We start from the raw sequence: 26,307 nt of genomic DNA on the forward strand, positions 1-26,307 counted from the left end.
GCCGGATCGAGAGAGGTCGGATCGTGAGTCGTTTCGTGTCGTATTCGTGATCCGACACTTATGGGACGCAGGGACCGGGGCTCCGGGTTCTCTGCGGTAAAAATTTCTTTTGTTAATTTGCGGTGTAACCACGGCTCCGTTGAGCAACGGAGACGCCCAACCGCTACTTTGGTGGGAGTCGCACGACATGGCAAGGGATGCAAAACGGGGGCTCAGCCGAAGAAACCGCCCCGAAGATGACCGTGTCTGAAAAGGATCCCAACCTCCTCAGAAGCTCGTTCAGCTCGGTATTTGCATAGCGATCGTGAGAGTCCTTGACCTCGGTACGCTTGTTGAAGAGAACATCCGCCTCATCGAAGAAAAGAATTGCCCCGGAAGAGCTGGCAGCACGGAAGATACGCTCCAGGTTCTTTTCGGTCTCACCAATGTACTTGGAGACGACCGCGCTCAGGTCGACACGCATGAGTTCCCGGCCCGCCTCATGCGCGATTGCTTCCGCCGCAGCCAGGGCACGAGAGCGATCTCCCGTAAGCAGCAAAGGATCGACACGCTTGCCAGAACGGGCGGAACTCGCAACCGCGTGTAATTGCTTGAAAGCCGCCTGCGACAGAGCGAGAGTCGAGAGCGAGCGTACGGGTTGGGTCGTGCGGATGAACGGCATTGGGGTTCACCTCCGTGTTGTTGAGGTAACAATAATGCAGCTTTCGGCTTAGGGATAGATTTCTTTTGGATCCATCCCTTCAGATACAGAAGCAACACAAAGCCCCGGCATTTTCGCCGGGGCTTTGTACGATGCAGATTCACGGAGTGTTAGTTCTTCGCCGCGAGCTGACGAAGCACGTACTGCAGGATGCCTCCGTTCTGGTAGTAGAGAATCTCCTGCGGCGTATCGATCCGGACGGTCGCAGAGAACTCGATCGTCTTGCCAAGGTCGGATTCAGCAAAGACCGTAATGGTCTTGCCGTTGGCGCACTTGCTATCGAGCATCGCCTTCAGCTCGCCGGGCTGGCCGACGCGGAAGACCTCCTCGCCGCTAAGCCCAAGCGATTCGACGTTCTGACCGGCAAGGAACTGCAACGGCAGGATTCCCATACCAACCAGGTTCGAGCGGTGAATACGCTCGTAGCTCTCCGCGACAACGAAGCGGATGCCGAGCAGACGAGGTCCCTTGGCAGCCCAGTCACGCGAAGAACCAGAACCGTACTCCTTGCCCGCGAGAATCGCCAGCGGAGTGCTGCGCTGCGCGTATGCGACCGAAGCATCATAGATCGACATTGGAATGTCATCCGGCAGCAGGCGCGTGACGCCGCCTTCGGTTCCGGGAGCAAGCTTGTTGCGCAGACGAACGTTGGCGAAGGTTCCGCGCACCATCACCTCGTGGTTACCACGGCGCGAGCCATAGCTGTTGAAGTCCGTAGGCTTGACACCATGATCCGTAAGGTACTTCCCGGCTGGCCCGTTGAGCTTGATGGAGCCGGCAGGCGAGATGTGATCGGTAGTAACGGAATCACCCAGCACAGCAAGGACGCGAGCGCCAACGATATCCTCGACTGCATCTGGCTGGGCCTTCATCCCATCGAAGTACGGAGCCTTGCGGATGTAGGTGGAATCGGCCTCCCATCCATAGGTTTTGCCCTCCGGGAACTTCAGTCCACGCCAGTTCTGGTCGCCCTCGGTTACGCGGCTGTACTCGTCCTTGAACATCTCGGAGTCGATGCACGAGGCAACAACGTCGGCCACCTCTTTCTGGCTCGGCCAGATGTCGCGAAGGTAGACCGGCTTGCCGTTCTGGTCCTTGCCGAGCGGATCGGTCTCGAAGTTATGACCGATGTGACCGGCCAGCGCATAAGCAACCACCAGCGGCGGGCTCATCAGGTAGTTGGCGCGAACATCCGGAGAGATACGCCCCTCGAAGTTGCGGTTCCCCGAGAGCACCGAGACCGCGACAAGACCGTGATCGTCGATAACCTTCGAGACGTCGGAGGGCAGCGGGCCGGAGTTGCCGATGCAGGTGGTGCAGCCATAACCGACGGTATTGAAGCGCAGCTTATCGAGGTAAGGCATCAGGCCGGCCTTCTCGTAGTAGTCCGTCACAACGCGCGAACCGGGAGCCAGCGAGGTCTTCACCCACGGCGGGACGCTCAAGCCTTTCTCGATGGCCTTCTTGGCCAACAGACCTGCAGCAAGCATCACGTAAGGATTCGACGTGTTGGTGCAGGAGGTGATGGCCGCGATCACGATAGAGCCGTGGTCGAGGTAACGCTCCGGATCGACACCAAAGCGCCCGGAGACCGTAACGTTCGGTGCCTCAAGAACAGCAACCGCAGTATCGGGAGCACCAGTGCTGCTCTCAAGATTTCCGTTCAGCGAGGCATGCCCGCCCTCACCCTCCCAGCGGAGAACCTGACGCACTTCGTTGCGGTTGGCATTCGGCCCCAGCAGCGAAGGAAGCTGCTGCTTGAAGCTGGTTCCAGCCTGCGAGAGCAGCACACGGTCCTGCGGACGCTTCGGCCCCGCAACCGAAGGCTCGACCGTCGAGAGATCGAGCGAGATCGTGGCGGAGTACTCGGCCTCGGCAGCGTCGGCTGTGTGGAACATCCCCTGCTCCTTGTAGTAGGCCTCAACCAGCGCAATCTGCTCTTCGCTGCGGCCGGTAAGGCGCAGGTAGCGGAGCGTCTCAGCATCAACCGGGAAGATGCCGCAAGTCGCGCCATATTCAGGAGCCATGTTGGCGATGGTGGCACGATCAGCTAGCGGAAGCTCCGAAACGCCGGGGCCATAGAACTCGACAAACTTACCGACGACGCCGAGCTTACGGAGAGCTTCGGTGACGGTCAGGACGAGGTCCGTAGCCGTGGCTCCTTCCTTGAGCTTGCCGGTCAGCTTGAAGCCGACGACCTGCGGGACGAGCATGGACACCGGCTGGCCAAGCATGGCAGCCTCTGCCTCGATGCCTCCGACGCCCCAACCAAGGACGCCAAGACCATTAATCATCGTGGTGTGCGAATCGGTTCCGACGAGGGTATCCGGATACGCCAGGCCATCTTCGGTCGTGAAAACAACGCGGGCGAGATGCTCAAGATTCACCTGGTGGCAGATGCCCATGCCGGGAGGCACAGCAGAAAAGTTACGGAAAGCCGTCTGCCCCCACTTCAGGAAGGCATAACGCTCGCGGTTGCGCTGAAATTCGAGCGCCGCGTTGAGATCGTAGGAACCCGCGATTCCGAACTGATCGACCTGCACGGAGTGGTCGATGACCAACTCAGCAGGTTGCAGCGGGTTGATGCGCTCCGGGTCGCCGCCGAGAGTCTTCATGGCGTCACGCATGGCGGCCAGATCGACGATGGCAGGAACGCCGGTGAAGTCCTGCATCAGGACGCGGGCAGGCATGTAGGCGATCTCTCGCGAAGGCTCCGCTTTGGGCTCCCAGTTGGCCAGAAACTTGATGTCGTCGACGGTCACAGTGCGGCCATCTTCATGGCGCAACAGGTTCTCCAGCAAAATGCGCAGCGAGAACGGCAGGCGCGTCAGGTTGACGCCCGAGGACTTCAACGCATCGAGGCGGAAGATCGTGTAATTCTTCGAACCCGATTTCAGGCTCGCTTTGCTGCGGAAGGAATCAGGATTGTTCGGTGAGCTGGACATCTTAATATCTCCAAAAGAGGGCGCGTCAAACGCGCCAGTTGGGAGGCTGGCCAAAACAGCCCCGGTCCGACGGGAAAAAGCGTATCAAATATCAGCAAGGAGATGAAAAACGGAGGTTAGCGTCCGCGGTCCGGACGGCCGTGGCGAAAGCGCTTGAGAAGTGGACTCAGACCTGCCATCGCGTCCATTCTACGACCAGCATTCCTGCCCCCTCAAGTCCCGCCGCAAAAGCGATGCAATTCAGAAAAATAAGGATGCCAGGCTTTGGAAAGATAAAGCAGACCGCTTTCCCGCATCTCATAGCCAGCAACGGTGTTTGATAGAGACGAGGAGCACGTTAGGACAATGAACGAAAAAGTAAAAAGCCGTGCCAAAGGTTTGATTCTCCGATCCCTCCCCATTTTCCTGAGTGCGGGCGTGATAACAGGCGTCGCATTGGTGGGCTGCCACTCTGCGACCGTAACAGCGCAATCCACACAGGATTCAGGCCCAGACCCTGCGGACGCCAATATGGCTCCATCGAGTGGAGATCCGAACGCGCAACCCACCCAATACCCAACCCAGCAGCCCACACAGGCCCAGCAGGCTCCGGCTTCTTCCGGTCAGCAGAATGAGAGCGTTCAGCGAGCCCAGGAATATCAACAGACAGGACAACAGCAGGGCGCTCCTCCACCCGATCAGCAGCAAGCCCAACCCTACGATCAGAATCAGGCCCAGCAGCAACCGGTCTATGACGACAATCAGGTCAATCCTGACGATGAGTCCAACTACGAGGAGCTGGAAGCCCAGCAGCCTCCGCCGCCCATGCCAACCTACGAACAGCCTCCCGCGCCGGAGCCCAACTATATGTGGACGCCGGGCTACTGGGGCTATGCGCCGGCGGGCTACTACTGGGTTCCTGGAATGTGGGTGGCCTCTCCCTGGCCTGGCGCTCTCTGGACCCCCGGCTACTGGGGCTTCTATGGCGGACGCTATCGCTTCCACCACGGATACTGGGGCCGTTATATCGGCTTCTATGGCGGCATTAACTACGGCTGGGGATATCCCGGTTATGGCTACTATGGCGGTTACTGGCGCGGAAACAACTTCTACTACAACCGCTCTGTAACACGCGTAAATGTCACCCGCATCACGAACGTGTACAACCGCACCGTGATCGTCAACAACATCCACAACACAACGATCAACAACTACAACAGCCGCGTCTCGTACAACGGCGGCCCTGGCGGCGTCCAGATCCGTCCACGCCCTGCGGAAGTTGCAGCACGCAGCGAAGCCCGGCTGCCGCCAATGCAGACGCAGCTTGCCGTACGACAACAGGCCCAGCAGAACCGGCAGCAGTTCTTCAACTCCAATCGTGGACGCCCGGTGATCGCCGCGGCTCCGCATCCCGTTCAGGCAGATCGCGGAGTACAACGTCCAGTAGCTCGACCGATGCCGGTCCAGCAGGGCTTCCGTCCAGGACAACAACAGCAGCAGCAAGTCCGTCCTGGTCAGCCACAACAGCCACAGGTGCGCCCCGGACAGCCACAAGTACAGCCGGCGCGTCCGGAAGTTCGTCCGGCAGAACCGGGCCGCCCCCAGGTTCAGCCTGCACGGCCTGAACCGAATGTCCGGCCAACTCAGCCACAGCTTCGACCCACGCCTCCACAGCAGGTCCGGCCCGAGGTTCGTCCGGAACAGCCAAACGTAAGGCCACAGCAACCCACGCGGCCCGAACCTTACGTGCGGCCTACGCCTCAACCGATGCCACGGCCAACTCCACAGGCCCAACCTCGTCCGGAGCAGCAGCAGATGCAACGCCCCGCTCCGCAGCCGCAGTACAGGCCTGCTCCGCAAGCTGCACCTCGGCCGATGCCGGAATCTCGTCCGGCACCGCGACCCCAACCGCAACAGCAACCGCGTCAGATGTATCAGCAACCCCGGCCCGAATCCAGACCCGCTCCCATGCCGCGTCCAAGTGGCGGAGGAGGAGGAGAACATGGCGGAGGCCACGGCCGATAGATTCAAACTCACAAAAAGAGGAGCTGCAATCGCAGCTCCTCTTTTTGTGCTTCTAACCAGATGGTGTCATCTTGAGCGACTCCAAGCGCAGTCGAGGAGGAGTCGAAAGATCTGCGGTTTTGCAGAACGGATAACCTGACCCTCTCGTTTCACACGCCAGAGGTGCCGGTGCCCATACATGGAGCAAAGCGACATACCGGGGGCCCCGACGAGCTTGCTCGGTGGGGTGGTCATGTGTGGGAACATTCGAGCGAAGCTCAAACTGCTCCCATTCCGCTTAATCTCAAAACCCTGTCAAGCCACCGGCCATTCCCAATCTGTCCTCTCACGCAAACAAACCCAACTCCTCCAATCACTTACTCCACACAAAACAATCTTTCCCAAACTGTCGATTTCCCCTCCGGCTTTGTTAATCTAGAAGTAGGGGGAATCCAGCCAGCCAAGGGGCGTTCTATCGTCCTGTAACTCCTTTCTCCTCAAGATTTTGCATATCAACGCATTTGTTTTCAATATTTTGCAACGTTGATACCAAGCTAAGTCTTGTCTTTAGAATATTTTGCGCAAAATATACTCAGGGGAGCAAAGCAAGTCATGAAGGTTCTGGTCATCGGCGGCGGAGGGCGCGAACATGCCCTGGTTTGGGCGCTACGCAAATCTCCCTCGGTAAAAGAAGTCGTGGCAGCTCCCGGCAACGGTGGAATCGCCGAGCTTGCTCGCTGCCTCCCCGTCGACACTAATAACCTTCACGCGATGGTCGATCTGGTAGTCATTGAGAAACCCGACCTCACCGTCGTCGGCCCCGAAGTCCCCCTGGCCTTAGGTCTGGTCGATGAATTGGAGCAGCGCAAACTCCGCGTCTTCGGCCCCACAAAGGCAGCCGCGCAGCTCGAATCCAGCAAGGCCTTCTCCAAAGCATTCATGCTGCGGTACGAAATCCCCACCGCCGAGTACGCCCTGTGCACCACGCTCGACGAGGTCCGCGCTGCTCTGCTGAATTTCTCCCTGCCGGTCGTCGTAAAGGCCTCCGGACTCGCCGCAGGAAAAGGCGTCGTGATCTGCAACACCCGGCTTGAAGCCGAGACAACCGCTGCCCAGATGTTTTCCGGCGTCCTGCTCGGCACAGCACAGACAGAAATCGTGCTGGAGGAGTTCCTCACCGGCGAGGAGGTCTCCTTCTTCGCACTCTGCGATGGCAAACATGCCGTCCCGATCGCCGCGGCTCAGGACCACAAGCGCATCGGTGAAGGCGACACCGGCCCCAACACCGGCGGCATGGGAGCGTATTCGACCGATGGTCTGTTGACGCCTGCAATGTGTCAGTGGGTCACGCAGCACATCGCCCAGAAGGTCGTCGACGGCATGGCGTCCGAAGGCACGCCCTTCAAAGGGATCCTCTTTATCGGCCTGATGATGAGTCATCGCGGCCCCAAGGTGCTGGAGTTCAACACGCGCTGGGGCGATCCCGAAACCGAAGCCATCATGCTGCGACTCGAAACCGACATCGTCGATCTATTCAATGCAGCCGTCGACGGTACCGCCATTGGTCTCTCTATTCATCTGAAGCCAGGAGCGAGCGCAACCGTAATCGCCGCAAGCGCGGGTTACCCCGGCAAATATGTCTCAGGCAAGCCCATCACCGGGCTCGACAGCAGCAGCGACGACGGGGTCGTCATCTTCCACGCAGGCACTGCGGTAAACGATGGCCAGATCGTCACCGCCGGAGGCCGCGTGCTTGCAGTGACGGCAGAGGCTGCAGATCTGCGTGAAGCACTCGACAGAATCTATCAGCGCATGAAGACCATCTCATTCGAAGGGATGCAGTATCGGCGCGACATCGGCCATCGCGCATTGCAATAGCTTCAAGCTAAAGAAGTATCATCCTGAGCGAAGGTGGCGCAGCCGCCGAAGTCGAAGGACCTGCGGTTTGCAATTGCATTCTCCAAAGTTAGGAAGGAGCCTGAGATGAGTGAACCTGCTCTTACCGCACACGAAGCGCTTGCATGGATCGATACCACCGCCTCGAAGTGGCGCGGATTGCTGACCGCGCATCCGGAGATCCTCTTGCTGCCCTGCGACATCAACCGCACTTCGACCGTCGCTGAACTCCTGCAACATATCGTCGCGGTCGAGCTGCGCTACGCTGAACGGCTGTTGGGTATGCCTGAGACCGATTACACCAGCGTCCCTTTCGATTCGGTCGATGCCATCTATGCGACTCACGACCGCGCCATGCAGCTCTATCGTCAGGCGCTCGATTCAGGACTCAATTGGGACCAGAAGATCGAATTCGCCACGCGCAGCATGGGACAGCTCAAAGCCTCTCCCAAAACAATCCTCTTTCATGCCATCTTTCACGGTATCCGCCATTACGCTCAGCTGGGAACCTTGATTCGCCAGCACGGCCACAAGACAGATTGGCCGGGCGATTACCTCTTCATGGGCGCCTCGCGTTGACTTTGCAGCCGTTCGCCAAGTAGATTGGCGCTCGATGAAACGAGCCTGCGCCGTTCTCTTCTTCCTCGCGACCGCTGTCTTCGCATGGCCGCAGCAGCGCCCCGCGATCACCGGAATCGCTTTTGTTCGCGTGTACTCGCGTGATGCAGCTGCCTCGGCAAAGTTCTACGGCCAAACCCTCGGTTACGCTTCAAGCAAGGCGGGCGAGATCACCCGCTATCCCGTCAATGATCTCCAATGGATCGAGGTCGCTCCGCTACCCTCGCCTGCTCCTGCATCACGCCTTGCAGCAGTTGGTTTTATGACACGCGATGCACGCGCGCTCGAAGCCTACCTGAAGGCGAACGCAGTCACGATCGTCGATCCTCTGCGCAAAGGTCGCTTCAGTGTCCGCGATCCCGAGGGGAACCTGATCTTCTTCGTGCAGGAGGCCAAAGGCGCAGCCGTACCTCCTGCCGTTCCTGCAACCGCCGTCTCGCGACGCATGATTCACACCGGTTTCGTCGTTCATAACGCCGATGCAGAGAATCACTTCTACCGCGAGATTCTTGGCTTCAAACCGTACTGGCGTGGCGGGCGAACCGATACCAGCATCGACTACATCAGTCAGCAGGTTCCCGAAGGTTCCGACTGGCTCGAGTACATGCTGAACACAAACTCCAACGCAACCCAGAAGCAACTGGGTGGCAGCAACCATATGTCGCTTGGCGTCGAACATATGCCGGACGCCATTGCAAAGCTTCAGAAGAATGGCTGCACCGGCCCTGAATGCTCCGCCTCAAAGACAGGACGCGACGGCAAAGTGCAGCTCAATCTTTTCGATCCTGACCTTACCCGCGTCGAGTACATGGAATTCAAGCCCTCGGGCAAGACCTGCTGCTCGGAGTTCACCGCGGCTCATCCTACTGCAGTTGAGAACAGGTAACATGTTTGAAAATGAAAACGACACGCCGTAGCTTTCTCCAGCTCTCCGCCGCAGCCGCTGCAGCAGGCTGCACGCTTCGTGCCTCGAACGCCTTCGCCGGAACACACGACGGAATTGCCTACGGCGTACAACTTTACATGGTCCGCAAAGAAGCCCCAAAGGATCTCGCGGGCGTGCTGAAGCAGATTCGTGCGACAGGCTTCACACAGATCGAGCTCTACCCAATCGCCTACACGCATCACGCACCTGAACTGAAGAAGATGGTCGAAGACGCCGGACTCGGCCATGATTCAGCGCACTTCGATTACGATTCGATTCCCAGCAGGATCGGCTATGCCAAAGAGCTGGGCCTGAAGTACATGGTCTGCAGCATCCTGCCCGAGAAGTACTGGGGCACGCCGGGCGGATTCCGTGCCGCAGCCAACAATCTGAACCAGTGGGGAAGGCTGGTTCGCAACGCCGATATGCAGCTGGTCTTCCACAATCACAACTACGAGTTCAAGCGATTGCCCGACGGCGAAACGGGCTTCGATCTTTTGATGAAGAACACTGACTCTGACCTGTTAAAGCTCCAGTTCGATCTGTACTGGCTGACCCAGGCTGGGCAGGATCCCGCAGCCATGATGAAGAAGTACAGGAACCGCCTCGTGATGATCCACCTGAAGGACCGGGTCGCCGATTCTCCAGTGAACTATGCGCCACAGGATGAGCAGCACATTATCGAACTAGGCAAAGGCAGCATCGACTGGAAACCCCTGATCTCGCAGGCGCGCGCACAGGGAGTAAAGCTCGCGTTGCTGGACCAGGATGAGACGAAACTTCCCGTCTTCGAGGCAATGAAGATCGACTACGACTATCTGAACGGACTCAAGCTGAGCTAAGGGCTCAATATAAAAGCCCCAGAGTTATCTGGGGCTTTTTGTTGTTTCAGGCTACTTGCTGTTATTTCGGCGTCACACGATAGAGACCACCGGTCCTGGAGTCCTCCAGCATCCACAGCGCACCGTCGGGAGCGACCTCGATATCGCGAATGCGGTGGCCGACATCCCAGCGCTCAACCGGTTTGGCTCCCCCCTTGCCATCGAACGTAATGCGCGTAACCGACTTCGTCGCGAGACCGCTGACGAGGGCCGAGCCCTTCCACTGCGGGAACATATTGCCGTTATAGAAAACGAGGTTGCCGGGCGCGATTACTGGAGTCCAGTAGATGACGGGCTTGGTGAGGTCGGGCCGTGTATCGGGGCTGGGAATCGGTGTGCCATCGTAGTTGACGGAGTAAGAAACCAACGGCCAGCCGTAGTTCTTGCCCGGCTCGATCAGGTTCAGCTCATCTCCACCTCGGGGGCCGTGCTCGAGCTCCCACAGGCGACCATCCGGTGCGAAAGCCAGGCCGTAGGGTGTGCGGTGACCGCTGCTCCACGTCTCGGAGGGAGTCAGGTTCTTACCGGGAAAAGTGTACGTACGAACGACTGGAGCCGTCTTCGCAGCCTCAGTGTTCGCGGGCGGATCGATGACGGGCACGGTGGGAGCACCGATCTTCCCGGCCATCGGGTTGCCTTTCGCGGGCTTACCGTCAAGCGTGAGGCGAAGAATCTTGCCGAGCGGCTGGTTGGGATCCTGCGCTGGCGTCATACGCTGACGATCCCCGACGGTGAGGAAGAGATATTTCCCGTCTGGAGAGAAAGCGACCTGCGCGCCAAACTGTCCGCCTTCGCCGCGCTCGCCGTCGCGCCAGATGACCTTGAGATCCTCAAGGCTCGCCGAGTTTCCGTTGAGAGCAAGCCTGGCCTTGGCCAGCGCGAGGCTGGATCCGCCAGGCTCTCCCGGCTCGGAATAAGTGAGGTAGACACTATGGTCCTTCGCGTAGTGGGGCGAAAGAAAGACACCGAGCATGCCGCCCTGTCCGTGATAAAGCGCGGTCGGTACGTTGGCGACCGGGGTCTTCTCTCCCTGTGGCGTAACCAGCACCATACCGCCGACCTTCTCGGTGATCAGCATGCGGCTGTCCGGTAGAAAGGCGATGCGCCACGGCAGATTAAGCGTGGTCACTTGAACCATGTTGAAGGGTAGGGTGGCCTCTGGCTTCTGCTCGCCTGCATTGATCGGTGCGTTGCCCTGTGCATTGGCCTGGGTCGCTGCAAGGGCCACAAATAGCCCCACGATGGCTAACTGTCTCATCTCGTCTCACTTTCAGTCGCTGAAAATTCAGTACCTGAAATGCTATTACACGATGTGTATTACAGGCTAAACAGTAGCGGTTGCCGGCAAAATCTCGTTTACATCCACCCATGCCGTCGGATAGTCGCCGGTATAACAGGCGGTGCAAAAATCCCCGGGCGAAAGACCGTCGACCGGTTCTCCCTCGGTACAAGAGTGAGTCAATCCTACGAGCGAGAGATACGCCAACGAGTCGGCCTCAATAAACTTACAGATCTCGTCGATGGAGTAGTTCGCGGCGATCAGGTCTTTCTTGCTTGGCGTGTCAACACCATAGAAGCAGGGCGAGATTGTCGGCGGACACGAGATGCGCATGTGCACCTCTTTGGCTCCCGCGGCACGAACCATGCGGACGATCTTGCGCGAGGTCGTGCCACGAATGATGGAGTCGTCGATCAGAATCACGCGCTTGCCTTCGAGCAGCGATCGAACCGGATTCAGCTTCATGCGCACACCGAAGTCGCGCACACGCTGCTCAGGAGCGATGAAGGTGCGACCCACATAGTGATTACGGATGAGGCCAAAGTTGAACGGAATGCCGGATTCAGCAGCATAACCAAGCGCAGCGGTCACACCGGAGTCCGGTACTGGAACCACGAGGTCGGCGGGCACGCCGGACTCACGCGCAAGCTGGCGGCCCATCTCTTCGCGGCTCTTCTGTACCCAACGGCCGAAGATACGCGAATCGGGACGCGCAAAGTAAACGTGTTCGAAGATGCAGCTCGCCTTGGGCACGGCCGTCTTGGCGAAGTGGCGCGAGGTCACACCGTCTTCTGAAACCATGACCAGCTCGCCGGGCTCGACGTCGCGCTCGTATTTGGCATGAAGAAGATCGAACGCGCAGGTCTCGGAGGCAAAGACGAAGGTGTCAGGTGCGCCATTTTCGCCCTTGATGCGGCCCATGGAGAGTGGGCGCAGACCATGCGGGTCGCGCGCAGCAAAGATGCGATTGCGCGTCATCATCACGATGGAGAAGGCGCCTTCAACCTGCGAGAGAGAGTCGGCGATGCAGTCGACCAGCGTGGATGCCTTCGAGTGTGCGATGAGCTGGATGATGATCTCGGAGTCCGATGTCGTCTGGAAGACCGCACCATCGCGTTCCAGCCGCTCCTTGGAATTGCCGAGATTGACGAGGTTGCCGTTGTGCGCAATCGCGATCAGGCCGCGAGTGCTCTCGACCGAGATGGGCTGCGCGTTCAGCAGCGCGGAGTCACCAGTTGTCGAGTAACGCGTATGGCCGATGGCCATGTGGCCGGGAAGCTTTGCCAGCACGGGGTCGGTAAAGATCTCCGAGACCAGCCCCATTCCCTTGATGTCGTTGACGTTCTGGCCATCGGCAGAGGCAATGCCTCCGGACTCCTGTCCACGATGCTGCAACGAGTACAGGCCCCAGTAGGTCATCCGTGCTGCATCGGGATGGTTGTAGACCGCCATGATGCCGCACTCTTCGCGGAGTTTGTCGAACGGGGTCTCGTCGTCCTGCATCTCGTCCATCATCACGTCGTTCTCGAAAGTGGTGAGTTTGCTGTTCATGCTGTCACCAGCTCGTCTGCAATTTGGGATTCAAGAGCACCGGACCACGCCGCTTTTAACTCGGCAATCGATGTATCGATCAGCATCTTGCCATTGATTTCTACTGTGTACTTGCCACTGGTAACCTCCCCGATGGGGAAGGCCCACACTCTTCCAACGTCCTTCAATACAGTTTGAATCTCATCGAGATTTGCAGGATCAACCGTCGCGATCACCGAAGAACCTACTTCACTGAAGAGACGCTCTGTCAGCAGAAAAGAATCGTCTGATTCCATCTTCATCACAATCTTCACACCAAGATTGCGCGGGAACCCGCCCTTGGCAAATGCGGTTGCACAGCCGCCATCGGAGAGATCGCCTGCCGATTTGAGAAGACCTTTATCAGCGAGAGCAATGAGTGCTTTCTGCAAAGCAACTTCTTCCTCGAGGTGAAGCACAGGAGGAGCGCCCCATAGCTCACCAAGCACGGTCTTTGCGAAGTCCGTTGCTCCCATGTCCTGCTTAGCGTTGCGATCTTTGCCGGTAAGAGCTGAAAGAAAGAGAACCGTGTCGCCTGCTTTCCGGAAGTTTGCGGGTACGGCCTTGGTCACATCATCAATAATGCCGACGATCCCAACCACCGGCGTCGGATAGATTCCCACGCCTTTGGTCTCGTTGTAGAGAGAGACGTTGCCGCCGGTGATCGGCGTTCCCAGCGCCTTGCAGGCCTCGGACATGCCGTCGATGGCATTCGAGAGCTGCGCCATGATCTCCGGCTTTTCAGGGTTGCCGAAGTTCAGGCAGTTCGTGGCGGAAACAGGTGTTGCGCCGGTGCAGGCGACCTTGCGGGCAGCCTCGGCTACGGCGTGCATCGCGCCCAGCTTGGGATCGAGGTAGGCCCAGCGACCATTGCCCGCGAGTGCCATCGCGAGTCCGCGCTCGCGCAGAGCATGCGCCTGCTCGCGGTCGTCCATCGGAGAGAGCGATGTACCTTTGGTGCCAGTGCCCTTGATGCGCATGACGCCGGCCTCGCCGCCGGGGCCCTGCACGGTGTTGGTCTGGACCATCGAGTCGTACTGCTCGTAGACCCAGCGTTTGTCGCAGATGTTCGCCGAGGCCAACAGCTTCTTGAGGTCGGCGGTGTAATCGCGTGGTTTCTTCAACTCTTCGAGCACATGTGCTGGAGGATCCTTCGGCACAGGAGGATTCCACGTACCGACAGGCCGGTGGTAGACCGGAGCATCGTCCGTCAGCGAGACGTTCGGGATGTCGGCCATCAGCACGCCACCCTGCGTGATGCGCATCTTCGGCTCCGCGGTGACCTCGCCCACGATGGAGGCATCGAGGCCCCACTTGGAGAAGACATCGAGGACTTCGACGGCTCGATTTTTGTCGGCAACCAGAAGCATGCGCTCCTGCGACTCCGACAGCATGATCTCGTAGCTGGTCATGCCGGTTTCGCGCTGCGGGACTCTATCTAATTCAACAGTCAGGCCGAGTCCGCCACGAGCGCCCATCTCGCAGGTGGAGCAGGTGAGGCCAGCCGCGCCCATGTCCTGAATGCCGAGTACGGCGCCGGTGGCCATGGCCTCGATGCAGGCCTCGAGCAGCAGCTTCTCCATGAAAGGATCGCCCATCTGCACGTTGGGGCGTTTCTGCTCGGAGCCCTCAGTGAACTCTTCGCTGGCCATGGTCGCGCCGTGGATACCGTCGCGGCCCGTCTTGGCTCCCACGTAGATCACGGGATTACCGACGCCGACCGCCTTGGCATAGAAGATCTCGTCCTTCTTCACCAATCCAAGCGCGAAGGCGTTGACCAAAGGATTACCGGAGTAGCACGGCTCGAAGCGGGTTTCGCCGCCGAGGTTAGGCACGCCGAAGCAGTTGCCGTAACCCGCGATACCATGTACGACACCAGTGACCACCTGATGGTTCTTCACCCGGAGCGCCTCGTCAGGCTCGGTCTCGTCGAGAGGGCCGAAGCGGAGTGAATCCATGACGGCCAACGGACGGGCGTTCATGGTGAAGATGTCGCGCAGAATTCCGCCCACACCCGTCGCCGCGCCCTGGTAGGGCTCGATGTAGCTGGGATGATTATGCGACTCGATCTTGAAGGCGCAGGCCCATCCGTCGCCCACGTCGATGATTCCGGCGTTCTCTCCGGGCCCCTGCACCACAGAACCAGGGCCGGAGGTGCGGTCACCCTTCGTCGGAAGTCTTTTCAAATGAACGCGGGAGGACTTGTACGAGCAGTGCTCGGACCACATGACCGAAAAAATCCCCAGCTCGGTCAGGCTGGGGGTACGGCCAAGGGCCGCTTCGATCCGTTTGTACTCATCGGGAGTAATACTATGCTGCTTCAACAGCTCCGGGGTGATCGTCGCTGGGGAAGGTACCGTCAGGGGCTGTTCTGCTTGCAGATGGGCCATGGCTCGCTACGTTAATTGTACGTGACTTCTCAAGAGCGAGTGCTCAGGCACCGGGGCATGCTTTTTGTTGCCTTACCGCACCCCAGTGCTGCCAAAACCTCCGGCTCCTCGCGCGGCCTCGCCTAGCTCTTCCACCTCGGTAAATGAAGCCTGAATGCGCTGGACGATGCGAAGCTGCGCGATGCGGTCGCCCGATTTCACCTCTACAGCCGCCGCGCCCAAGTTGGTCACAACAATGCGAATCTCGCCACGGTATCCCGGATCAATCACTCCGGCCAGTGTCGTAACTCCCTTTAGCGCGAGACCGGAGCGGTCCTCAACCAGCGCACCGTGAGTAGAAGGGAACTCCATCGCCACGCCGGTCGGAATCGCAACCGTCGACCCTGATTCAAGAATGATGCCTTCAGCGGCATAGAGGTCCGCAGCCAGATCGCCATACTCCCCTACATGCGCATAGCGCGGAAGACGCGCCTCCGGAACCAGCTTTTTCACACCAATCCTTACTTCGCTCAAAAACTTTCTCCTCTCTCGATCGGGAAACCTCTTCCATCATGGCAGAACTGCTATCCCTTATCGATAAAATCAAAGATGTGAAGCTCGATCGGTTGTGGAAATGGATGAAAGGCGACGACCTCGGGGGGAGTCGCGCACGTCTACCATGGCGTCTATTCTGGACTGGCCTGATCGTGCGCCTTCTGTATATCGTTCTGGCTCATTCCTATCACTTTCGCGCGCTCAACGACCATTTCCAATATGGTTGGGAAGCGGGCCGCATCGCCCGAGCGCTGGCCACTGGTTACGGCTACGCCGATCCATTCTCCGGACACACTGGTCCGACAGCCTGGCTGACTCCAATCTACCCCTTGATCATGGCTGGGGCTTTTAAGCTGTTTGGCGTCTATACGCCTTTATCAGCATTCGCTATTCTGGCCGTCAATAGCATCTTTTCTGCAGCCACTGCACCAGCTGTCTATGAAATTGCCTGGCGTTGTTACGATGCGCAGGGCTTCGGACGACGGGTAGCGCTCTGGTCTGGCTGGATATGGGCTCTATACCCTGCAGCGCTGCAGTACGCCGTCCGCTGGCTCTGGGAGATGTCGATCACCGCCTGCGTTTTCGCCTGGATTCTGGTGATCGCGCTGCGCTTTCGCAGAATCGGCGACACATCCTCGACACCTGAGCACAACGCGGTGTGTCTGTGGAGCTTCTTCGGTGTGCTGTGGGCGGCGGTTGCACTCTCCAATCCTTCGCTATTATTGACGCTTCCAGTCACAGCAATTTGGATGTTAATGGGTTCACAGAATGGTGTGGAGATACGCAAAAATCTCACTCGCGCCGGACTCGCTGCAATCCTGTTTCTCTGTTGCACAGCACCATGGGTTTACCGGAATTGGCGCGTCTTTCAAGCTTTCATCCCCACACGCGGCAACTTCGGCGCAGAACTTTGCCAATCCGTCTTGCCCTCCAACGGCGGCTTTCCCTGGGGTGGAACGATTCCTCCAACAACCGCATCGCCGGAATTTCAACGTTACCGTAGCATCGGCGAAGTCGCTTACGTGCGCGAACAGGGAGCCAAGGCAAACGTGATCATCGCCACGGACCGGAGTCGTATTGTGGGATACGCCTTCAAACGCATCTACTTCTTCTGGTTCGGGGTTCCCAAGCCAGCCGAGCAAGGCATCCTGGTGGAAGCCACCCGGCGACTCAACTATTGCTTTATCACGATGGCTGCACTGATGGGACTCGCTCTCTCTCTGCATCGCAAAGTACCCGCAGCAGGACTCTTTGCCAGCATCTTTCTCGTCATGCCTCTCCCCTATTACATGCTCACGGTACAGGCACGTTTCCGCCATCCTCTGGAACCCGTTATGACAGTCTTGATCGTCTTTCTTTTTCAGTCCGCCGTCATAAAGCGCACTCGAGACACGTCCAAGAAAAGAGTCTCCGCAGGTGCGGCTCGATGAAACAGAACCAAAATATCCTTGTTACCGGCGGTTCCGGCTTCTTTGGTGGAGTCCTCAAACGCCGCCTCCTTTCAGAAGGTTATGCCGTTACGAACATCGATCTCGTTGCCGACACGGATACACACCCGGCGCTGACCAGCATCCGGGGCGATATTCGCGATGCGGCTCTGCTTGACTCTATTTTCGCGAAAGGCGACTTTCGTGCCGTCCTGCACTGCGCTGCGCTGTTGGCCCACGATACCGTTGACGACAACGACCTGTGGACTTCAAACGTCGATGGCACACGCAATATTGCCGAAGCGTGCCGGACTCACGGCGTACGGCAGCTCGTCTTTACCTCAACCAACTGCCTGTGGGCCTCGAACCTGGGCCATGAGGTGCGCGAGGACGAGCCGCCGAATCCGGTCGAGTTGTACGGGCGCTCGAAGCTTGCTGCCGAACAAGCCTTAAAGCCTTACGAGACAGAACTGAACATCATCACCATCCGCTGCCCGACCATCATCGATTCAGGCCGCCTCGGCCTACTCGCAATCCTCTTCGAGTTCATTGACGACGGCAAGAAGGTATGGGTGGTCGGCACAGGCGGCAATCGCTACCAGTTCATCTATGCTCAGGACCTGGCCACAGCCTGCATCCAGGCGATGGCCTACCCGCACTCGGACCTCTTCCATATTGGCTCGGAAAATGTCTGTTCCCTGCGCGAGGTTTACGAGGCGGTCATCCGTGACGCCGGCACCAAGGCTCGCGTGGCACAGTTGCCGAAGGCTCCGACAATCGCAGCAATGAAGCTCGCGCACAAGCTTGGCGTCTCCCCCCTGGGCCCATACCACTACCGCATGATTGCAGAGGACTTCATCTTTGACACAACACGCATTCGCGAAAGGCTCGGCTGGCGCCCCACAGTGACCAACCAGCAGATGATGATCGAAGCCTACCGTTACTACTCCTCGCAGCGGCGGCAGATTCACTCGCGCAAAGAGGTCTCGGCACACTCAAAGCCTGCGGAGATGGGCGTGATCCGGCTGCTGAAATGGCTCTCTTAGCCATAAGATAGATCATGCCGGCTGGACCATTGACCCAGGTCAAGCTATAGATTCTAAACATGCCGCCCGACATCGAGGGCATCTAGTTGTATACTAAAGGGGATCGCCGAATACTGGCGTGGTTCTTGCTTGTTCTGGCTGCACCGCTCTACTCGCAAACCAACACCACATTGAGTTCAGCGGTACATTAAACGACAGCAGTAAAAGGAATAAGCAAATGGAACAAGGTACAGTAAAGTGGTTCAACGATGCGAAGGGCTTTGGCTTCCTGAGCCGTGAGGGTGGCGAGGACGTTTTCGTCCACTTCTCCGCGATTCAGTCGAACGGTTTCCGTTCACTTCAGGAAGGCCAGGCAGTTCAGTTCAACGTGGTCAAGGGCCCCAAGGGCTGGCAGGCGGAGAACGTTCAGGTTCTGTAAACATCAGCCTTACCGGAAAAGGGCGCGCCGAAGGGCCGCCCTTTTTTCATTCTGGGAGAAATTTCTACACCCCCTATCCATAGCAGAGATTCATGGAGGATCTTATGTTTACCGTTCCATCCGGAAAGTACCAGCTAAAATCCCTGCACGAAGAAATTGCTCTTTTTGACCGCAAACTGGCCCATCTTCAAAAATACGAGGCCTTCGCCACTGAAGCCGAACGCGGCACCGCTGCGGGGAAACTCTCGGCCAAGCGCAACCTTCTGGTCCGAAAAGCCCAGCAGATGATCGATGAAGGCATCGAGTTTGACGAGGTGGAACGCCCTAAATCTCTTCGAGAAGAGTCGGACGGCGAAACAACCGGCGAAGCGTCCATCTCTGCCGCGGAGTCGGCAACATGGTCGGTTGTCGCGCTTCGATCCAGCTCAGAACCATCGCCATATCTCGGGACGTCGCTCGATTCCGAGCACGGGTTGCAGGCTTACAAAAAGAACAAAGCTAAACGCAAGACCGCATAGGTATCCCATGCGCAGGAGCAGGGCGGAGTCCACCGGGCTGACAGGCATAGAAGAGTAACTCGAACGCACCAGCGGACCCCTCTCTGTTTATGCTTACACCATCCGACTTTGTCCCGTCTCATCACGATGTTTCTTGAGGTATTGCATGAACGGGGTCCCGCCCGTGCCGACTGCATGCGGGTTCTTCGGGTCGGTCTGCGCCTGATGGAAGATGTATTTCGCCGCATACTCCAAATGAAGCGAACGAAAGTTCTCGACCGCTTCGGTGCAAGCATTGTAGATCGACGTAAGGGATGGCTTGCCGCAGCGTTGTACAAACCCTCTCACTGAAGGTCTGCCTTCGAGCGATTCGATGAAGGCACGATGCTCCGGCGGCATATAGGCCCGCATCTCCTGCAAATATAGGCTGAGTACATCCTGTTGGTGCGTCACACCGAGCAAAGCGTCGAGCGACGGTACGATCGAGCTTTGTGCCCCGGTTTCGCCGCGAAACTGTTGCGGACGACCGCCGAAGGCAGCGACACTTTCGTAGATCAGTCCATTAGGGAGATCGGGATGGTTCTTCCAGCCATGAATATATGGCCGCACGCGGTGATAGTAGATATACGGATCGCAGTGCTCCGGCATCCGCAGCATGGTGGCATGTATCGAGCGTAATGAGGATTCGACTTGGGCGAGAAGTGCTTCGAGATTCTCCGCTTCTCCTGCTTCGGCGGCGTCAAGACAGGCATGCAATAAGCCCATCGCTGGTGCAGCCTTACGTTCGATCTCAACGTGGATCATGATGAACCACTCCTCATCGAGGCCACCCAGAAAGTTCTGGATGAGACCAATGTTGCCGCATTCGATCTCCCGCGATGGGTCGAAGCGGAAGAAGTTGTGAAGCGCGTAGCTGCTGTAGCTGAGGACGGGGGGCCGCCCCAACTTCTCGGCAACGTCATACCAGGGCACGGCTAAGCGTGCCGGTAGGACTGTTGCAGGCCGAGTCCCACCCCACACGTAGGCGTGTCCGAGATAACTGAGAAGAACCATGGCTCGTTCCAATTCGCGGCGGTCGTGTATCTCTTCGATTGGGAATGGCGGCAAGCCTGTGATGGTGCGGTGAATCTGGTCTGAAGCAAGGAGTTTAGGTAACTGACGAGCAACATCCTCCCATGCATCGAAGGGTTTGGGAAGATGAGTTAGGGGGTCATGAAGGGGAAGAAAACCGCGATTGTGGCTAACTTGGGTTTCGAAGAACAACTGTGGCATTCATAATGTTCCTAGTCCCGCTTGGTGGCCGGACTGTACCACGAGAAGCATGGTCCGACTCTTGGGTCATTCTGGTGCACAACGATACACGATATTGTTGGCCACCGTGAAGTAATTGCTAGCCACAAAACTATCTCATGGACTGAAAAAGGAGAGCCAATGTTCACCCTCGACGGCGTTCGAAAATTCCATGACTGGACCCATGCAAGTCTTAATCTTTTGCTAGACCATCTATCCTCAATCCCGACAATCGATTATGAGAAAGTGGTGCCAAACTTTGGCTTTCCTACACTGCGCGAACAGGTGATTCATATTTTTAACTGCGAGGGGTTCTGGATCTACACGCTGCAGGGGCTCCCATACAACGACCGCGAATCTGCGGACTGCCCTACAGTCACGGACGCGAAGCTCTTCGAGCAGGACGTTGCGCTGCAGACACGAACGTATTTATCAGGACTGACGGATCAGCAGCTTAACTCCGCCGTTGAACTTAAATTCTCGGACGAAGATGGCGCTATCCGCACTCCTGCATTTGTCCTTCACCATATCCTGACTCACGCTTTTCATCACAAGGGTCAGATCGTTGCAATGTGTCGAGCGCTGGGCCATCCCGCATCTGATACCGATCTCTTTCGGTTTGGATGAAATCGCACGTCGGGCCAAAAGATCGCATCGACACGTATACACATGTTTCCCTATCAATTGTTAGGACGATCTACTTTCCGTTCAACGTAAAGCTGTAGAGCGTATCGCCCGCTCCGACGATGACGTTCTGTGTGCCGTCGAGCTTCCAGGTCGATGGGCCGTTGCTCACGGCTGTTCCAAGCTTCGAGGACCAGAGTATCTTTCCGGTTGCCGGATCGAAGGCGGCGAAGCGGTCCGAGTCTCCGGTAAAGAGCAGGTCGCCTGAAGTGGTAAGGATTCCCCCGGCCATGCCACCGCCTCCCTCTCCACCGGCGGACTTCGCGACGTGCTTCCAGCGGACGTCGCCGGTCTTCACATCCAGAGCAATCAGAGAGGATTTTGGATCGAAGTGGCCGCTCGCTCCACCGGCGTACCCCTGGGGGTCGCTTGAGGTGTCATACAACCAGGCGATGCTGTAGCCTTCGCTGGCGTTCACGTAGAAGAGTTCCGTCTTCGAGCTGTAACTTGGGGCAGGCCAGTTGGTGGCTCCATTGGCCGGAATATCGACCATCGAGCCATCGACTTTGGGATCCTTGTCTGGATTGGGGATGGGCTGTCCACGCTCATCAAGCCCCATGGACCAATTGGCCGAGAGGGTGAATGGCTTTGAGACGAGATTCTTGCCGGTCTCGCGGTCGAGCACAAAGAAGTAACCGCAGCGTGCGGCCTGTGCCAGCAGCTTGCGCGGCTTGCCGTCGATCTTTGTGTCGAAGAGGATCGGTGTCTCGACGTTGTCCCAGTCGTGGGTGTCGTGCGGCGAGCCCTGGAAGTACCACTTCATCTTGCCGGTGTCGGGGTCGAGCGCAACGATAGAGTCGGTATAGAGATTGGCGCCTTTGCGGCTCTGTCCTGCATAGACCGGGTTAGTGTTACCGGTGCCCCAATAGATGAGGTTCAACTCGGGGTCATAGGTACCGGGCATCCAGGTCATGCCGCCGCCGTGATCCATCGCTGCCTGTGTCGGCCAGGTCTCGGAGCCGGGGTCGCCCATCTTCAACGGCTCGGACCACCAGCGCCACTGCAACTCGCCGGTTTCTGGGTCACGGGATTCGAGATAGCCGCGCACATCCATCGCGTCGCCGCCGACGCCGATGATGACGTGGTTCTTCACGATGACCGCGGCCATCGTGGTGAAGTACTGCAGCTTCTCGTCTGCGACCTTCTTGCGCCAGCGTTCTTTTCCTGTTCCCGAGTCAAGCGAGATGAACCAGCCATCGGGGGTGAGGAAGTAGATCCACTTGCCGTACATGCCCACGCCGCGCTGTCCGAGGACGTGGCCGCCATGATCCTGAAAGTCGTAATGCCAGCGCTCCTTGCCGGTACGGGCGTCGACGGCGAAGACGTGGTCAGGAACGGTGAAGTAGAGAACACCATCCACCATTAAAGGCGTGGACTTAATCGTAGGGTTTCCGCTGCCGCGAATGGTGACGCCTTCGATCTTGTACTTCCACTTCACCTTGAGGTCGGCGATGTTCTTCTGGTTAACCTGATCGAGGGAGATGTAGCGGCGCCCCGAGTAGTCGCCATTGTAGGTGGGCCAGACATCGTCGGGCTTGGAGAAGAGGGTGAGCGCCTTCGGGTCGAGGGTGGGGGTCTTTACTTCCTGCGCCTTCGAAGGCGAACAGAGCAGCGATAACGCCGCAGCGCCAGCCAGCACCATGTGAATCATCCCGGATTGGAGCAAATTCTTCTGCATCTTCTATTGGAGCAAGTTTTATTTAATCGTCAGCAGGTACCGCGTCAGATCATGAAGGTCGTCGTCGGAGTACTTCGGCAGCAGAGCGCGGTGACCGGCGAGTTTGTCGGGCATCTCGACGTGAACGGAGTCGGTGGCCCAGGTGAAGGTCTTGCCGCTGGTCTTAAGTGTGGTTTCGAAGTCGTCGTAGTGCTCGAGGGTACCGGTGAACTTATGGCCCTCGGGAGTAGTAACGGTGACGGTGACCGGGCCGCGGCTGGCGGGCCAAGCGATGCGCACAATAAGAGCTGAGGGCTGCGAATACTTGGCTCCGATGCCGGCGAGATCGCTGGTAACGGAGTGGCAGGAGGCACAGTTGGCGGCGAAGAAGGCCTTACCCTTGTCGATGTTGCCGGAGGTCATCGTCTCGGCACTTTTATATAAGCCACGATTGGCGGCTAGCTCGACCAGCTGGTGCAGGTATTCGGCGATGTCGCGCACCTGAGGGTCGGTCAGCTGTTTGAAGGGAGGCATGCCAGCCTGGGGGCGGCCTCCGCGGATAACCCTGGCGATCTCGGAGTCGTCGTCATCGTGCAGTACCAACACGGAACGAACGAGGTTGGGGCCGATGCCGCCACGTGCACCTTCGCCATGGCATGCGGCGCAGTTCTGGTTGTAGAGTGGTTCACCGCGTTTGGCTGCCTCAGCGTTGGGGAGACGGCCGAGGCCGAGTGCAGTGTGGGAGTCCATACGTCGGCCGGACTGACGGGCAGGGGATGGAGCTTGCTGGAGCGACTGCTGGGAGTGGTACTCCGGCTCCTGAGCACCGGCAAGGACGGGGCGGAGATGGAGCGCAACAGGCAATGCGAAGAAGCAGAGCAGACCAGTTGCAGACAACAGAATCGCTCGTGTTCTCGTCATGCCTTCTTGATGAGTTCCTTTTCCCGCGGGGAATTCGTTAGTCCAGTCGACTCCGCCTGCTCCTGCGCATGGTAACTCGAACGTACCAGCGGACCGCTCTCGACATGCTTGAAGCCCATCGCCAATGCCTCATGCTTGAGGAAAGCAAACTCCTCGGGAGTGTAATAGCGCTTCATCGGCAGATGATCGCGTGAGGGGCGCAGGTACTGACCCACGGTGAGAATGTCGACTTTGCGATCAGCCAAATCACGGAAGACTGCGAGCAGCTCGTGCATCTCCTCGCCCAACCCGACGATGATGCCGGTCTTGGTAACGATCTGGTCGCCCTCGCGGTCGTTGAACATCTCTGCGGCAATCTCTTTCGCATGCTTCAGGAAGTGCAGCGACTTCTCGTAGCGGCCGCCTGACTTGGCCACGCGGTAGAGGCGAGGCACCGTCTCGATGTTGTGATTCAGAATTTCAGGCCGTATAGCGACGACCATGCGTAGCGACTCCTCATTGCCCTGGAAATCGGGCGTGAGGATCTCGACGCGGCAACCGGGAGCCTGTTTGCGAATCTCTTCGACCACGCTGACAAAAGCCTGCGCTGCACCGATGTTGTCGTCATCGCGGTTCACGCTGGTGATAACAGCATGGTTGAGACCCAATTGCGCCACGGCATAGGCCACGCGACGTGGCTCATCCTGGTCGATTGGCTCTGGTTTGCCTTTGGGCACGGCACAGAATCCGCAACGACGCGTGCATAGATTGCCGAGCATCATGAAGGTCGCGGCCTTCTGGTTCCAGCACTCCCCGATATTTGGACACTGCGCACTCTCACACACCGTGTGCAGATGCAGCTCGCGCGCCATCTTCTTCAGGTTGTGGAAGGTCTCACCCATCGGGGCCTTCGCCTTCAGCCACGCCGGCTTGGGCGTGGGCTTCTTCGGCGAGAGATCGATCTGGACCAGCTCGGATACGGGCGTCATCTCGACTTTTATTGTAGCTGGATGCACGGCTAGGCGGTTATCGAACCAACAATTGGCGGCAACAGTCTCAGTCGAAGATCACCGTTTTGTTGCGATATGAGACGATGCGTCCATCCAGATGCCAGCGCACTGCGCGGGAGAGCACCAGGCGCTCCAGATCGCGTCCTCGGGCAATTAGATCCTGCACCTGATCCCGGTGCGAGATGCGCGCAACGTCCTGCTCAATGATGGGACCGTCGTCCAGCTCGGCGGTAACGTAGTGGCTGGTCGCTCCAATCAGCTTGACGCCGCGACGGAAGGCAGCATGATAGGGCCGTGCTCCAATAAACGCAGGCAGAAACGAGTGATGCACGTTGATGATGCCGAAAGGATACTGAGCAACAAACTCCGGCGTCAGGATCTGCATATAGCGCGCCAGCACAATCAGGTCGACATTGACCTCCCGCAGCAGAGCAAGCTGTCGCTGCTCAGCCTCGGTACGGTTTTCGGCTGAGGCCTCGATACATTGAAAGTCAATCCCATAGAACCGTGTCAGCGCTTCGCCATCCGTATGATTGCTGATGACGAGGGGGATATCGCACTCAAACTCACCAAGCTGGTGGCGATGCAACAGATCGGCCAGGCAATGCAGATGCTGCGAGACAAAGATGGCAACGCGGGGCCGCTGCGTGCTCACCTTAAGCTGCCAGTCCATCCCAAAGCGCGTGGCGATCGCCTCAAACGCAGTGCGGAAGCTGGCAAGATCGAAGTCATTCAGAGACCACTCGACCCGCATAAAGAAGAGACCCTCTTCATGGTCCTGGTGCTGGTCTGCGTGAATGATGTTGGCTCCGAAGCGGTAGAGCTCGCTTGAGACAGTAGCAACCAGTCCCTTTTGGTCCGGGCACGTGATCAGCAGAACAGCAGAGGCTGGTTTGGTGGTCGGCAAACTTTATATCCTCAGGAAAGATCTATCGCAGGCGCTCTCTCACTTCAGTGCGCACCAGATAGAGAAAGAAGACGAGGGCAAAGAGCCCCTGCACCAGATACGGCGCTGCATGGGTCTGCCGGAAGTACAGCAGGTTGCCCAGAAACAGGGTGAGGCATCCACCCAGCACCAGCGCCCATCCCCAGCGCTTCATCCGCAACAAGCCAAAGACTCCGGCGGCAAGCAAGGTGCAGATGCCCAGCACGCCAAATTTGCCGCGCCCCGGACCGTAGATGTTGCGCAAAGCAGCAAAGGCATTCATCAGTGTCAGGACCAGCATGAACATGCAGATCCCGGCAACGCCAGGAAGCATTCCACCAGCTTTGGCCTGAAGTTTTTTAATCTCGTTTATATCGCTCATAGAGTATGCAAATAGGCCAGAAGATCGTTGAGGTCCTGCTGGTCGATCACGTTGGCCTGCGCGGGCATCATGTTCCGCCCATGCAGGATGGTTGCCGATACGCGCTCGTCGGTTGCGGCGGCTCCGCTGGGAAGATACTGCTTCTTGAAGACTCCAATCAATGCCGGCCCAACGAGCGGGGTGTTGTTCCGGTCATTGTGGCAGATCCGGCAGTGCTCCTGATAAACCGCATGGCCATGCATCTGCTGTGCATTCAACTGCTCGAGAGGCGTTGGTGGAGGAGGAGCTGACCTACATCCAGCCAACGCGCTGACCAGCACTAAAAGATAGATTTTCTTCATCACCTGTATT

23 protein-coding genes are annotated in these 26,307 nt (G+C 58.1%); 10 read left to right on the forward strand and 13 right to left on the reverse strand.

From position 1 onward, the window contains the following. Positions 1–163: 163 nt before the first annotated feature. Together H7846_RS17555 and acnA are read right to left on the reverse strand one after the other, a co-directional pair. On the reverse strand, positions 164–661 hold the full coding sequence (locus tag H7846_RS17555; protein WP_186694065.1) for an AAA family ATPase: 498 nt from the start codon (positions 659–661) through the stop codon (positions 164–166). Positions 662–810: 149 nt separating this feature from the next. Next, positions 811–3,645: an aconitate hydratase AcnA gene (gene acnA, locus H7846_RS17560; RefSeq protein ID WP_186694067.1), complete on the reverse strand. Its 2,835-nt coding sequence runs from the start codon at positions 3,643–3,645 to the stop codon at positions 811–813. Positions 3,646–3,990: 345 nt separating this feature from the next. On the opposite strand from acnA, the gene H7846_RS17565 reads away from it, so the two are divergent. From H7846_RS17565 to H7846_RS17585, 5 genes are all read left to right on the forward strand, one after another. Next, the gene (locus H7846_RS17565; RefSeq protein WP_255460729.1) at positions 3,991–5,649 is read left to right on the forward strand and encodes a YXWGXW repeat-containing protein; all 1,659 of its coding nucleotides are present in this window, start codon (positions 3,991–3,993) and stop codon (positions 5,647–5,649) included. Positions 5,650–6,240: 591 nt separating this feature from the next. Beyond that, positions 6,241–7,506: a phosphoribosylamine--glycine ligase gene (gene purD / locus H7846_RS17570; RefSeq protein WP_186694069.1), complete on the forward strand. Its 1,266-nt coding sequence runs from the start codon at positions 6,241–6,243 to the stop codon at positions 7,504–7,506. A gap of 105 nt (positions 7,507–7,611) precedes the next feature. Further along, on the forward strand, positions 7,612–8,103 hold the full coding sequence (locus H7846_RS17575) for a DinB family protein (RefSeq protein WP_186694071.1): 492 nt from the start codon (positions 7,612–7,614) through the stop codon (positions 8,101–8,103). Between the two features lie 34 nt (positions 8,104–8,137). Then, the gene (locus H7846_RS17580; protein ID WP_186694073.1) at positions 8,138–9,028 is read left to right on the forward strand and encodes a VOC family protein; all 891 of its coding nucleotides are present in this window, start codon (positions 8,138–8,140) and stop codon (positions 9,026–9,028) included. An 11-nt stretch (positions 9,029–9,039) separates the two neighbouring features. Further along, positions 9,040–9,909, forward strand: a complete 870-nt coding sequence (locus H7846_RS17585; protein WP_186694074.1) for a sugar phosphate isomerase/epimerase family protein — start codon at positions 9,040–9,042, stop codon at positions 9,907–9,909. Between the two features lie 61 nt (positions 9,910–9,970). Here the strand turns inward: H7846_RS17585 and H7846_RS17590 are convergent, their stop codons facing one another. The 4 genes from H7846_RS17590 to dut form a co-directional block, all read right to left on the reverse strand. Then, positions 9,971–11,206, reverse strand: coding sequence for a PQQ-dependent sugar dehydrogenase (locus H7846_RS17590; RefSeq protein ID WP_186694076.1), 1,236 nt, complete (start codon positions 11,204–11,206; stop codon positions 9,971–9,973). 66 nt (positions 11,207–11,272) lie between these two features. Continuing rightward, positions 11,273–12,742 carry an amidophosphoribosyltransferase gene (purF, locus tag H7846_RS17595; protein WP_370561412.1) on the reverse strand — a complete coding sequence of 490 codons (1,470 nt, stop codon included), beginning with the start codon at positions 12,740–12,742 and terminating at the stop codon, positions 11,273–11,275. A 32-nt stretch (positions 12,743–12,774) separates the two neighbouring features. Then, positions 12,775–15,186, reverse strand: coding sequence for a phosphoribosylformylglycinamidine synthase subunit PurL (gene purL, locus H7846_RS17600; protein WP_186694080.1), 2,412 nt, complete (start codon positions 15,184–15,186; stop codon positions 12,775–12,777). Between the two features lie 72 nt (positions 15,187–15,258). After that, a complete protein-coding gene (gene dut, locus H7846_RS17605) occupies positions 15,259–15,699 on the reverse strand; it encodes a dUTP diphosphatase (RefSeq protein ID WP_186694082.1) in 441 nt (146 codons plus the stop codon). 38 nt (positions 15,700–15,737) lie between these two features. Here dut and H7846_RS17610 point away from each other — a divergent pair, with 38 nt between their 5' ends. The 4 genes from H7846_RS17610 (at position 15,738) to H7846_RS17625 (ending at position 19,129) form a co-directional block, all read left to right on the forward strand. Beyond that, the gene (locus H7846_RS17610) at positions 15,738–17,150 is read left to right on the forward strand and encodes an ArnT family glycosyltransferase (RefSeq protein WP_255460730.1); all 1,413 of its coding nucleotides are present in this window, start codon (positions 15,738–15,740) and stop codon (positions 17,148–17,150) included. Then, positions 17,147–18,193 carry an NAD-dependent epimerase/dehydratase family protein gene (locus tag H7846_RS17615; protein ID WP_186694084.1) on the forward strand — a complete coding sequence of 349 codons (1,047 nt, stop codon included), beginning with the start codon at positions 17,147–17,149 and terminating at the stop codon, positions 18,191–18,193. Before H7846_RS17610 ends, H7846_RS17615 begins: the two co-directional genes overlap by 4 nt. Positions 18,194–18,410: 217 nt before the next feature. Beyond that, positions 18,411–18,611 carry a cold-shock protein gene (locus H7846_RS17620; protein WP_186694086.1) on the forward strand — a complete coding sequence of 67 codons (201 nt, stop codon included), beginning with the start codon at positions 18,411–18,413 and terminating at the stop codon, positions 18,609–18,611. 104 nt (positions 18,612–18,715) lie between these two features. Continuing rightward, the gene (locus H7846_RS17625; RefSeq protein ID WP_186694088.1) at positions 18,716–19,129 is read left to right on the forward strand and encodes a hypothetical protein; all 414 of its coding nucleotides are present in this window, start codon (positions 18,716–18,718) and stop codon (positions 19,127–19,129) included. A gap of 93 nt (positions 19,130–19,222) precedes the next feature. Here the strand turns inward: H7846_RS17625 and H7846_RS17630 are convergent, their stop codons facing one another. Beyond that, positions 19,223–20,380 (reverse strand): PrnB family protein, encoded by a 1,158-nt coding sequence (locus H7846_RS17630; protein ID WP_186694090.1) that lies wholly within the window; start codon positions 20,378–20,380, stop codon positions 19,223–19,225. Positions 20,381–20,539: 159 nt separating this feature from the next. Here H7846_RS17630 and H7846_RS17635 point away from each other — a divergent pair, with 159 nt between their 5' ends. Continuing rightward, on the forward strand, positions 20,540–21,025 hold the full coding sequence (locus H7846_RS17635; RefSeq protein ID WP_186694092.1) for a DinB family protein: 486 nt from the start codon (positions 20,540–20,542) through the stop codon (positions 21,023–21,025). A 70-nt stretch (positions 21,026–21,095) separates the two neighbouring features. Here the strand turns inward: H7846_RS17635 and H7846_RS17640 are convergent, their stop codons facing one another. The 6 genes from H7846_RS17640 to H7846_RS17665 all read right to left on the reverse strand — a co-directional run bounded on the left by H7846_RS17640 (position 21,096) and on the right by H7846_RS17665 (position 26,297). Further along, positions 21,096–22,760: an acido-empty-quinoprotein group A gene (locus tag H7846_RS17640; RefSeq protein WP_222597527.1), complete on the reverse strand. Its 1,665-nt coding sequence runs from the start codon at positions 22,758–22,760 to the stop codon at positions 21,096–21,098. A gap of 18 nt (positions 22,761–22,778) precedes the next feature. Next, positions 22,779–23,660 (reverse strand): c-type cytochrome, encoded by an 882-nt coding sequence (locus tag H7846_RS17645; RefSeq protein WP_186694094.1) that lies wholly within the window; start codon positions 23,658–23,660, stop codon positions 22,779–22,781. Then, a complete protein-coding gene (lipA, locus tag H7846_RS17650) occupies positions 23,657–24,628 on the reverse strand; it encodes a lipoyl synthase (RefSeq protein ID WP_186694095.1) in 972 nt (323 codons plus the stop codon). The genes H7846_RS17645 and lipA overlap by 4 nt, the downstream gene beginning before the upstream one ends. Positions 24,629–24,695: 67 nt before the next feature. Then, positions 24,696–25,556 carry a formyltetrahydrofolate deformylase gene (purU, locus tag H7846_RS17655; RefSeq protein ID WP_186694097.1) on the reverse strand — a complete coding sequence of 287 codons (861 nt, stop codon included), beginning with the start codon at positions 25,554–25,556 and terminating at the stop codon, positions 24,696–24,698. 22 nt (positions 25,557–25,578) lie between these two features. Next, on the reverse strand, positions 25,579–25,956 hold the full coding sequence (locus H7846_RS17660; RefSeq protein ID WP_186694099.1) for a hypothetical protein: 378 nt from the start codon (positions 25,954–25,956) through the stop codon (positions 25,579–25,581). After that, entirely contained in the window at positions 25,953–26,297 is a 345-nt protein-coding gene (locus H7846_RS17665) for a c-type cytochrome (protein ID WP_186694100.1), read from the reverse strand. Before H7846_RS17665 ends, H7846_RS17660 begins: the two co-directional genes overlap by 4 nt. Positions 26,298–26,307: the final 10 nt, after the last annotated feature.

The organism is Edaphobacter sp. 4G125 (assembly GCF_014274685.1).
In the GTDB taxonomy this organism is placed as follows: domain Bacteria; phylum Acidobacteriota; class Terriglobia; order Terriglobales; family Acidobacteriaceae; genus Edaphobacter.

Excerpts from the sequence above, each read along its gene's own strand:
- H7846_RS17555 (WP_186694065.1), bottom strand. The coding sequence starts at position 661 with ATGCCGTTCATCCGCACGACCCAACCCGTACGCTCGCTCTCGACTCTC.
- acnA (WP_186694067.1), bottom strand. The coding sequence starts at position 3,645 with ATGTCCAGCTCACCGAACAATCCTGATTCCTTCCGCAGCAAAGCGAGC.
- H7846_RS17565 (WP_255460729.1), top strand. The coding sequence starts at position 3,991 with ATGAACGAAAAAGTAAAAAGCCGTGCCAAAGGTTTGATTCTCCGATCC.
- purD (WP_186694069.1), top strand. The coding sequence starts at position 6,241 with ATGAAGGTTCTGGTCATCGGCGGCGGAGGGCGCGAACATGCCCTGGTT.
- H7846_RS17575 (WP_186694071.1), top strand. The coding sequence starts at position 7,612 with ATGAGTGAACCTGCTCTTACCGCACACGAAGCGCTTGCATGGATCGAT.
- H7846_RS17580 (WP_186694073.1), top strand. The coding sequence starts at position 8,138 with ATGAAACGAGCCTGCGCCGTTCTCTTCTTCCTCGCGACCGCTGTCTTC.
- H7846_RS17585 (WP_186694074.1), top strand. The coding sequence starts at position 9,040 with ATGAAAACGACACGCCGTAGCTTTCTCCAGCTCTCCGCCGCAGCCGCT.
- H7846_RS17590 (WP_186694076.1), bottom strand. The coding sequence starts at position 11,206 with ATGAGACAGTTAGCCATCGTGGGGCTATTTGTGGCCCTTGCAGCGACC.
- purF (WP_370561412.1), bottom strand. The coding sequence starts at position 12,742 with ATGATGGACGAGATGCAGGACGACGAGACCCCGTTCGACAAACTCCGC.
- purL (WP_186694080.1), bottom strand. The coding sequence starts at position 15,186 with ATGGCCCATCTGCAAGCAGAACAGCCCCTGACGGTACCTTCCCCAGCG.
- H7846_RS17610 (WP_255460730.1), top strand. The coding sequence starts at position 15,738 with ATGGCAGAACTGCTATCCCTTATCGATAAAATCAAAGATGTGAAGCTC.
- H7846_RS17615 (WP_186694084.1), top strand. The coding sequence starts at position 17,147 with ATGAAACAGAACCAAAATATCCTTGTTACCGGCGGTTCCGGCTTCTTT.
- H7846_RS17620 (WP_186694086.1), top strand. The coding sequence starts at position 18,411 with ATGGAACAAGGTACAGTAAAGTGGTTCAACGATGCGAAGGGCTTTGGC.
- H7846_RS17625 (WP_186694088.1), top strand. The coding sequence starts at position 18,716 with ATGTTTACCGTTCCATCCGGAAAGTACCAGCTAAAATCCCTGCACGAA.
- H7846_RS17630 (WP_186694090.1), bottom strand. The coding sequence starts at position 20,380 with ATGCCACAGTTGTTCTTCGAAACCCAAGTTAGCCACAATCGCGGTTTT.
- H7846_RS17635 (WP_186694092.1), top strand. The coding sequence starts at position 20,540 with ATGTTCACCCTCGACGGCGTTCGAAAATTCCATGACTGGACCCATGCA.
- H7846_RS17640 (WP_222597527.1), bottom strand. The coding sequence starts at position 22,760 with ATGCAGAAGAATTTGCTCCAATCCGGGATGATTCACATGGTGCTGGCT.
- H7846_RS17645 (WP_186694094.1), bottom strand. The coding sequence starts at position 23,660 with ATGACGAGAACACGAGCGATTCTGTTGTCTGCAACTGGTCTGCTCTGC.
- lipA (WP_186694095.1), bottom strand. The coding sequence starts at position 24,628 with ATGACGCCCGTATCCGAGCTGGTCCAGATCGATCTCTCGCCGAAGAAG.
- H7846_RS17660 (WP_186694099.1), bottom strand. The coding sequence starts at position 25,956 with ATGAGCGATATAAACGAGATTAAAAAACTTCAGGCCAAAGCTGGTGGA.
- H7846_RS17665 (WP_186694100.1), bottom strand. The coding sequence starts at position 26,297 with ATGAAGAAAATCTATCTTTTAGTGCTGGTCAGCGCGTTGGCTGGATGT.